We start from the raw sequence: 8,957 nt of genomic DNA on the forward strand, positions 1-8,957 counted from the left end.
GTGGCAGCCGCTCGAAGCCGCAACGCCCCAGGATCAGCCGACGCAGGTTGGGCAAGCGCTCGAACCAATGCGCTGGCAACTCGCTCAAGGGCGAGTTGCCGCCAAGGTCCAGCTCGACCACATGTTCCAGGCCGTTGGGCATGGGCAGTGTGGCCAGATCGAGGTTATCCAGTGCGAGGCCCGCCAGGTCCAGGTTAGGGATCAGCTCGCCATTGGGCAGGCGCAGAATCGAGTTGTACCGCCAACTGTTGAGCAGGGCGGTACTGGCACGTTGTCGACGCGCCACGCCGGCAGCCCACTGCTCCAGGTAAGTACGCAATTGCTGCAAAGCGGTTTCGCGTATCCCCAATTCAAGTTCCGGCGAGCGCATGGCGCGTTGCCAGTCACTGCGCAGCTGATCGACTTGTTCCGGTGTGATGGCCGGGTATAGCCTGCGCAGGCGTGCTGGCACCGAGTCATTGAAAAACGGTGAAGGTGGCGGTAACGGCTCCAGCGGAGCGCCACCGAGCAGCCTGAAGCGCGGCGTCGTACGGTTGGCCGTCGGTCCCCACAGGCGAGAGGGCCAGCGCGAACGTTCGGCGCCCGCCAATTGCTGCACACGTTCGCGCAGCGCGTCGACTTCGCCCCATGGTTGCCTGAGCGCAGGCGGCACAGCGGCATACAGCGCCCGGTAGCGGTCAGTGAACAAGGGGCCGGCTGCTGGGCGTTCGCCCCGATACACCTCATACCCCTGATTCGATTTGAGCAGCACGGCACGCTGGCCGGCCTGGGCGGAGCCGAAACTGACGAGCAACTCGCCACCAGGGCTGGCGGCGCGAATCTCCAGGTGAAACTCACTGGGCCATTCGCCCAGCCGTTGGATACAGGCAAGCAGCAAGCGATCGCTGTCGACACTTCCCAGGCCGGGCTCATACAGGCCCTCCAGGGCTCTGGCCAGCGCACGCTCATGCCCGGTTTCAGCCAGCGCCGCCAACGGCGATTGCAGGCTCTCCCGTTGTGCAGCCGAGAGTTCGGGCAGGCGCTTGGCCAACGCCAGGCGCTGCAAGGTTTCGGTCAACAAGGGGGGCGTGGCGGCCCCCGCCAGGTGGACGGCCTGCAACTGTCCGCGATCCACGCCGCTGATGATCAACGCATGTCCTAGCGCGGTGTCATCCAGTGCGCCCGTATCCAACCCCAGGCGCCGCACGGCCTGGCTGTCAGACCAGGCCTGTGGCACTTCGTGTTCTTCGCGCCAGGCACCTTGGCCATTGTGTTCGAGCAGCGGCTGGTAGGCCTTCGGGTTGTCAGGGTGGACGATGCGCCAGCGCAGCGTCTTTTCGTCCAGGCGCACCTGGTACAGCTCATCCCCCATGCGGATGAACCGTGCGCCGCCCAGCAGGAACTGACCCGTGCTGTCGGCTGCAAGCTCCGCGGGGAGCTGGACGGCGCTTGCATAACCCGAGAGGTCCGCATCCCAGAGGCGCTTGCTGCCATCCGCCAGCTCCACCGGGTTCAGTTTTTCCATCAATGGGCTGCTGAACAATGTGGGCAGTACCTGGCCGGCCGCGTGCAAGCCGCCAACCAGCGCGAGGTTGAGGCCTACGGACTCCAGGTGGCGCAAGGCCAGATGACGATCGCCGATGCTCCATGCCTCGTATCCTTCGAAGACCTCACCCAGCAGTTGGCACACCATGACCGCTGTCATGCAGGTACCCAGGCCAGGGATGAAGAAGCCGGCGAGCATCAGGGTGTCCATGCCCAGGCTCTGCCACTGGGCAACGCGACGCTGGCGGGCCTGCTCGTCGACCTGAGCGGTGGGGACTGCCAGCAGTGCGGCTTCAGCCTGCAGGCGCTGGACATGCTCGGCATAGAGCCAGGGGAACAGCGGTGAGTCGAGCGTCGTCAGGCTCAGGTGCGGGTCGAGGGTGTCGCCATCCGTGTTCTGCTGCAGCAGGTCGAGCAAACGATAGTGCTGTGCCCTCGCCACATAGCGCAGGCATGCGCTTCGAGTGGCGGGTTGCAACAGCCCTGCGGCCAGATGCTGGCGAAGGGGCGTAACGCCGCTGAAGTGCAACAGGCTTCGCTCGCTGCCCGGGCAGTAAAACAGCAGTCCACCGCGCCCGTCGTCGATTACCAGCACTTCATGCAACGGGATATCGAACAGTGTGAGCTGCCAGCAACGCACTGGGCCTTCAGCGGCCAACGCGGCGATGACATCCCGTGCCAGGCCGTCGATGTCGTGACGCATGAAGGCGAGGTCAGCCGCCAGTTGCAGCTGCTCGCGCTGAACGTCGATAAACGCGGCGCCCACGGTGTCCGAATGGATGTCGAAGCATGCCTGCAGGTGTTCCTGATAACGCTGGCCAATATCCAGCTGCCGGCAGGTGCTGGCGAACACCTCGGGGGGCAGGTCAAGCGGTTCGAGAGTGACCGTTTCTGAAGGCAATTCGATATCGACCAAGGTGTCACTGTCACCCAGGGTGGTCTGGCCGACCACGGTGGAGGGGGTAAATTGCGCATTCCCCGCCAGCGCCAACGCGCTGTCGCGACCGAACTCGGCGCCGTATTCGAAATTGTGCAGGGCTGCTTCGAGCAGGCTCATCGTCGTGTGTTCGGTGACATAAGTACCGAACGTGAAGAAGTGCCGGATCAGCACCAGCTCGGTGGTACGCGAGGGGACGGATAGCCCGTGTCGAGTCTGCAAGGTGTGCATGAGCAGACTTTCGGCGAACGCTGCGATGTTGCGCAGATCCTTGAGCGTAACGGCCAAGGCCTGCTGGGCACGATGCAGCCGCAGCTGGCTGGCGAGCACGGCTTCGCGCAGGTCGGGGAGGGCATTGGCGAACCAGGGCGCTTGGGCGTCGGCAAGGCCTTGTTCGGGCAGCAGGCTTTCGCGCAGTGCGCGCCATTGTTCGACGTTGGCATGGGCAGACCAGGAAGGTAGTTGTTCGGCAATCAAGTGATGATGCGGATTGAGCGGGGACATGGCACGGCTCCTGCTGAAATGGACGGGCAGGAAGCCCTGAAGTGATGCCTCAGGCGCAGTAGATATTTATCAATTGAATAAATGAATGGACAAAGCGCAGGTGTCAGTATGTTTGACGTCATAAAACAAGGCCGGGTACTAGCAAAATGCCGCTTGCCAAGCCGCGCGCTTGCATCTTAAATTGTTACTGAATATTAGGGCGACAACGGTTAAATGTTACTGATTAATCAGTAAGTTATGTGGCTGTTTTTAAAAACCATCATAGTCTTTTGCGATACCACCAGTCGAAACATACAAAGGACGTCAAAAAAGAATGAAAGCGCATTTGGTGGCAGTAGCCCGCAAATTCATCTCGCCCTCCCTGCGTTACGAGATCAGAACCGTTTCAAGCATGTTACGGGACATGGCCGGTCGTGCCTGTTTCTGGCGGTGGGAAATCGCCCGCTTCAGGCTGCAGCAGACCAGCCCTTATGAAATTCTCTACATCGGCAGGAAGCAGCAGCGCGAGATGGCCAAGCTGCTGATCGGCGGCAAGGCGCCGCGAGATGCCGGGGAGGTGACGGACCCCGAGGCAACCGCGGCGCAAAACCATGTGGTGGTGGTGAGCGAAGTGCCCACCGCCGGTGCGCTGTCGGTGCCTCATTACCTGAGCGCGGTGGTACCGCTGGGGCGCTCGCTGGACGACATCACCGGACGCTACGACAGCGAGCTGCGCCGCAGCATTCGCAAGAACCGGCCGCTGTACCAGATGCGCCAGACCTTTGACGATGCTGAAATCGCCATGGCCGACCGCGACCTGTTGCGGCCCTACGCCACGGCACGGCAGGGCATCCATGCCGCGCAATTCGCCACCGAGGAGGTATTCAGGTTGGCCAAGGGCGTGGGCCGGCTCGACCTGATCACCCTGAACGGCGAAGTGGTGGCCTGCCACCTGGGCTGCGAGATCACCCGCGGCGGCAAGCGCTACTGGAGCACCTTGCGTTTCGGTTACTGCGAAGCGGTGTTTTCCGACGCCAAGCGCTTGCGCGAGGTCAACTCCATCACCACGTTCATGGCCCTGGAATGGGCCCTGGAACACGGTTACGACTACTACGACATAGGCCTTTGCCTGGCACGGCCCGATGATGGCTTGCTCAAATGGAAGCGCCGCCGTGGGGGCGATATCGACTCCCTGGGCAATCACGCCTACATGTTCGTGCGCTTGCCCCGAAACGGCACCGCGCAATTTCTCTGGGACACGCCTTTGTTCGCCATGGAGGGCAACAAGCTGACATTGCACCTAGGCTTGCCCGAAGGCACCACGGATGAGGAAGTGGCCAGCCGTTATCACGAAATGGTCTTTGGCGGACTCCACAAGATCTATCTCTATGGCGCCAAAAGTGCAGGAGAGTCGTTCCTGGAAACCTTGCGCGCACGCTATGCCACCTTCCACTCACCGCCCCAGATGGAGCGGGTGCCTTCCAGCTGAGCACCCTGCCGGGCCGGTAACAGACCCTTTGCGCCAGATCCTTGACCCGTCACCCGTGGAGGCCGCGTCATGCAAAGCGATATCTCGAAACTCGGTGATTATCCGGTTGCCAGTGGCCATGCCTGGACATTGGCGGCCTACCGGCACATGGCGCGCAAGCGCCTGGCACGCCAAGCGGATATCGATCTGAAAAGCCTCGCTGAAAGAACCTGGGATGTCGCACCCGGTGAAATGACGTGTTCGCCGCCGGCCCTCTACTTGCCCAACCAACTGGAGCGGGTCACCGGTTGGGAGGCCAAGCGTTTCTATCCCTACGTGCATCCGGTACGCACCATGGAAGGCGGCATTCGCGCGGAGCAGGGGCCGACTCGCGGCTACTTGCTCAAGGACGTCTGGCTGATCGATGGCGCCCTGTACAAAGGCAATGCCAGCCATTGGCTGTCGCTCAAGCCCAGCACCTTTCCGCGCATCGTCGTGGAACATGAAATAGACCGGGGCGCGGCCTATTGCACGCAAAATGGCAATACCTGGTTCGGCACTTGGCTGATGGAAGACTGTCCAACCTATGCCTTGGCCTGCAACGAGGGCGTACCTGTGACCACCGCGCCTTCGGCACGCTACCCGCTGTTCACCCAGGGGCCGGCTTACGAGCAGTGGCTAGGCATGCAACCGTTGCGTTTGCGCAGTGCCTTCTTCCATGAACTGGTGCTGTTCGATGATGTGAGCAACAACCGCAGCAGGCATCAACGCTACCGTGCCATGGGCGACAAACTGTTGTCGCACGTGGACGCAGCGCCGCACCCAGGGGTGTTCCTTCTGCGGGGCAGCGACGGTGACCTGCGCTTGCTGCGCAATGAGCTTGAGCTGGCCGAACACCTGCGCAAGCATCGCGGTTTTCGCGTGATCAACCCGATGAAATCGGATGTGCCGACCATCGTGGCAGCCTGCGCGGGGGCCAGGACGGTGATCGGGGTGGAGGGCAGTCAATTGGTCCATGGCGTCAATGTGCTGCGAACCGGCGGCAATCTGCTGGTGCTGCAGCCGCCGAACCGCTTCGTCAGCTATTACAAGTACCTGACGGATCGTGATGGCCAGCACTTTGGCTTCGTCGTCGGTCAGCCCCAGGGGGACGGTTTTACCGTCGACATAGACGAAGTCGAAAGGACCCTCGACCTTTTTCCGTCATAAACAGGGTGGTAAACGCAACGATTCGCACCTGTTCTCGCTGATGAAACACTTGAGGCCTGCTGAAAGGCTGCGTCAGTCGCGTTTGCCAGGCCTCGGAAACAGTTCGATGAAACAACTAATAGTTCTGGATATCAAACACTTACTATCGTTCTTTACAGCTCGATCTGCACTGCATTTTCTGCATGGCGGTAAATTGACGAGGCACAGGCTGGTCCATTGATTTTTATTATGGTGTCGGATCATTGACGTAGTGTCATTGTGCCCATAAGCTCCATTCACCAGCAGTCAAATCTTCAAACCAATCAACGATAATTGTCCTCTTTCAGGAGGGGAACATGCGCTCGACTTTGTTCATCAAATCGATCTTTTTGTTGGTGTTATTGAGTGGTGCGGCACGAGCAGCTGATTCCTACATGAACCAGTCGAACGTTGTTCCCTTGGCAACGGCGGGTTGGCTTTTTGCCTTTGCCGTCATTGGTTTCGTGGCAGTAGCCAATAGAAAGAAGATTTAAAGTTTTATCCCTGTTCATTTAAATAAGTTTGTCTGATTTTACCGCGACGCCAGCAGCTTGACGCTTTAAGCATGTTTTCATAGGGGTAGGGCTGGCGTCCGCTTGTCAATTTTCCAACCATTGCTATATTCCACTAGCCAGCGCCTGAGGCGAGTGGTGGCAGAGGCAGGCAAAGCGGCATCGCGGTAAAGGGCCTCCAGGATTGGCAGGCCAGCGCAGCGGGTTTCACGCTGCGCAGTGGAGCGAGAGGTTTGCGGTTGTTCTCATTCAGTGCTCTTAACCTGGGCCGTTTGGCCGGAGGGATCCCTCATGGCGCGTTTGCTGATTTCCATGCTCTGTGGTCTGTGCGTCTGGTCTGGCGCGAGTGTTGCCAATGACCAAGGTGCGTCGTACCTGCTCAGCCCCGGCGACAAAGTGTTGGTCTCGGTCTGGCAGGAAGACACCCTGCGCCAGGAAACCGTTGTCCTCCCCGATGGCAGTATCACCTTCCCCCTGGCGGGCCGCATCGATGTGGCCGGCCTCGATGTGACCGCGGTGGCCAAGAAGGTCACCGACGGCTTGAAACCCTATCTCGCCGACCCGAACGTCAGCGTTGTCGTCACCGGCACTGCCGGCAACCTGGTGTACGTTCAAGGCAAAGTGATCAAGCCCGGCCCGGTGCCGATGGCAGGCCCTACTGCGGTGCTGCAGGCCTTGAGCATGTCGGGTGGAATGGACAAATTCGCCGACGAAAGTGCCATCAAGGTGATCCGCGGCAGCGGCCCTTCGCAAAAGGTACTGCCAGTGCGCTACAAGGATCTGGTTTCCGGGCGAGACATGTCCACCAACTTCCAACTCCAGGCTGGCGATACGCTGGTCGTACCTTGAATCTTCTAATAATTAAGAATTCCTAGTGCCTATTTTTCGACCGAAGCGTATGGCGGCGGCAATCATGATGATGCCGTTCGCGGGGGTGGTTAATGCCGCCATTTGGCAGTCCTCAGTTGTGGTTCCCACGACTGTCGAGTACGACAGTAACCCATTGCTCCTGACGTCCGAGGAGAAAGGTGTGACGCGTACCATCATTGCACCTGACTACAACCTGATCGGTCAGTTCGACCGCGACCAGCTGCGTCTGGGCATGGGGATGCATCTGCTGCGCTCATCCGACCGTTCGATCGTCGACGACCGCGAAGACCCCAACCTGAGCCTGGGCTGGCAACGCCAGACCGAAACCGGCGGTTTCGGTCTGCTGGCGCAGTACAACGAGAGCTCGACGCTGTCCGGTACGGTACTCGATACCGGCGTGGTGACCACCGACGGCACCCAGAAGATGTCCTCGCTGACAGCCAACTGGAGCAGCACGGTTACCGAGCGCAGCACCCTGGCCAACGAAACCCGGTACAACCACGCCCGCTACGACATCGATACCCTGACCGGCTACGACGAATACTCCAACTACTCGAGCTGGACCTACGCCTGGAGCGAGCGCACCGACATCATCAGTGGTCTCGAAGCCCGGCGCTATGAGCCGCAGGACACCACCACGGCCCGCGCCAGCAATAGTTATGTGCCGAGTATTGGCCTCAAGCACCAGTTTTCCGAGCGCTTCGAAGGCGCGATGCACGCCGGCGTCAATAAAACCACCGGCTCCGGCGGCGGGCGCCGCGGAGAGGGTGGGATGTCGCTGTTCTATCGTGGCTCGCGTGCCGAGGCCAGCCTGAGCGCCGAGCGCAGCACCGTCGCCAGCGCCGAGGGCGGTTTCGCCGAGCTGGACATGGTGCGCGGTGGCTGGAGCTACCTGGTCACCGAAACCAGCCGGTTGGGCGTCGACGCCTCCTGGCAGGACGCCAAGGGGGAAACGCCCAATACCTTGCAGACTTACAGCGTCTGGGCCAGCCGGGAACTCTCGCGGGCCTGGGACATGCGGTTTTCGTTGATGTACAAGGAGCGTCAGCAAGATGGCTTGCCAGATGCTGAAGCAACGATCGTTGGAATGACGCTGACCTACCGATATCCCGACATCTGACTTTTGCAAGGGCGGCCACTTATGAAATCCGAGTACGAGCTTTCCCTCAAAGATTACATCGCCATCATCAAGGACCGTGCCTTGTTGCTGGGGGTGAGCATCGTAGTCGTGCTGGCGGCGACCGTGGGCGTCGCGCTCAGTGTGCCGCCCATCTACCAGTCGACCGGCACCGTCCTGGTGGAGTCGCAGCAGATCTCGCCAGACCTGGTGTCGGCGGGCAACAACAGCTTTGCCGATGAGCGTATCGAGGTCATTCGCCAACGCGTCATGACCCGCGAGAACCTGCTGCGGATCATCGACAAGTACAACCTGTTCGCCGACAAGGGGAGTCGGTTCAGCGAAACCGACAAGATCGAACAGATGCGCAATGCCATCGTGGTGGCCACGCTCAGCACCTTCATCAAGGGGCGAGGCGAGGCTACCGTGGCCTTCACCGTGTCGTACGAGGACAAGCGCCCGGAAGTCGCCAAGGAAGTGGCCGACGAGTTGGTGACCCTGTTCCTCAACGAGAACATCAAGCAACGCACCGAACGGGCCACCGAGACCACCGAGTTCCTGTCCCAGGAAGCGAACAAGCTGGGCGCCGAGCTGGCCGACCTGGAAAACCAGCTGGCTGACTTCAAGCAAGCCCACGCCAATGCCTTGCCGGAAAACCAGCAACTGCGCATGAGCATGCTGTCGCGTTCGGAGCTGGAGTTTCGTGAAGTCGACCGCGATTACAAATCGGCCCAGGAAGAACTGCGTTACCTGGAGCTGGAACTGTCCGCCGCCAATGCCGGGGCGAGCACCCCGGCAGCCAATGGCAGGGCGGCAGGG

General features: G+C 60.6%; 7 protein-coding genes. 6 read left to right on the forward strand and 1 reads right to left on the reverse strand.

What is annotated here, in order from left to right; all coding sequences use genetic code 11:
• On the reverse strand, positions 1-2,965 hold a 2,965-nt coding region (locus PMI38_RS03450), incomplete at its 3' end, for a dermonecrotic toxin domain-containing protein (protein WP_008090695.1).
• A gap of 313 nt (positions 2,966-3,278) precedes the next feature.
• Here PMI38_RS03450 and PMI38_RS03455 point away from each other — a divergent pair.
• The 6 genes from PMI38_RS03455 to PMI38_RS03475 form a co-directional block, all read left to right on the forward strand.
• Positions 3,279-4,433: a hypothetical protein gene (locus tag PMI38_RS03455; RefSeq protein WP_008090700.1), complete on the forward strand. Its 1,155-nt coding sequence runs from the start codon at positions 3,279-3,281 to the stop codon at positions 4,431-4,433.
• A 69-nt stretch (positions 4,434-4,502) separates the two neighbouring features.
• Entirely contained in the window at positions 4,503-5,621 is a 1,119-nt protein-coding gene (locus PMI38_RS03460; protein WP_008090701.1) for a glycosyltransferase 61 family protein, read from the forward strand.
• A 335-nt stretch (positions 5,622-5,956) separates the two neighbouring features.
• On the forward strand, positions 5,957-6,133 hold the full coding sequence (eppA, locus tag PMI38_RS27260; RefSeq protein ID WP_008090702.1) for an EPS-associated small membrane protein EppA: 177 nt from the start codon (positions 5,957-5,959) through the stop codon (positions 6,131-6,133).
• Between the two features lie 309 nt (positions 6,134-6,442).
• Complete coding sequence (locus PMI38_RS03465) at positions 6,443-7,000, forward strand: polysaccharide biosynthesis/export family protein (protein WP_008090703.1); 558 nt, start codon at positions 6,443-6,445, stop codon at positions 6,998-7,000.
• A 70-nt stretch (positions 7,001-7,070) separates the two neighbouring features.
• On the forward strand, positions 7,071-8,141 hold the full coding sequence (locus PMI38_RS03470) for a hypothetical protein (protein ID WP_081502499.1): 1,071 nt from the start codon (positions 7,071-7,073) through the stop codon (positions 8,139-8,141).
• A 21-nt stretch (positions 8,142-8,162) separates the two neighbouring features.
• On the forward strand, positions 8,163-8,957 hold a 795-nt coding region (locus tag PMI38_RS03475), incomplete at its 3' end, for a GumC family protein (protein ID WP_008090705.1).

The organism is Pseudomonas sp. GM84 (genome assembly GCF_000282535.1).
Lineage (GTDB): Bacteria > Pseudomonadota > Gammaproteobacteria > Pseudomonadales > Pseudomonadaceae > Aquipseudomonas.

Coding starts and splice junctions, on each gene's coding strand:
- PMI38_RS03455 (WP_008090700.1), top strand. CDS start 3,279: ATGAAAGCGCATTTGGTGGCAGTAGCCCGCAAATTCATCTCGCCCTCC.
- PMI38_RS03460 (WP_008090701.1), top strand. CDS start 4,503: ATGCAAAGCGATATCTCGAAACTCGGTGATTATCCGGTTGCCAGTGGC.
- eppA (WP_008090702.1), top strand. CDS start 5,957: ATGCGCTCGACTTTGTTCATCAAATCGATCTTTTTGTTGGTGTTATTG.
- PMI38_RS03465 (WP_008090703.1), top strand. CDS start 6,443: ATGGCGCGTTTGCTGATTTCCATGCTCTGTGGTCTGTGCGTCTGGTCT.
- PMI38_RS03470 (WP_081502499.1), top strand. CDS start 7,071: ATGCCGTTCGCGGGGGTGGTTAATGCCGCCATTTGGCAGTCCTCAGTT.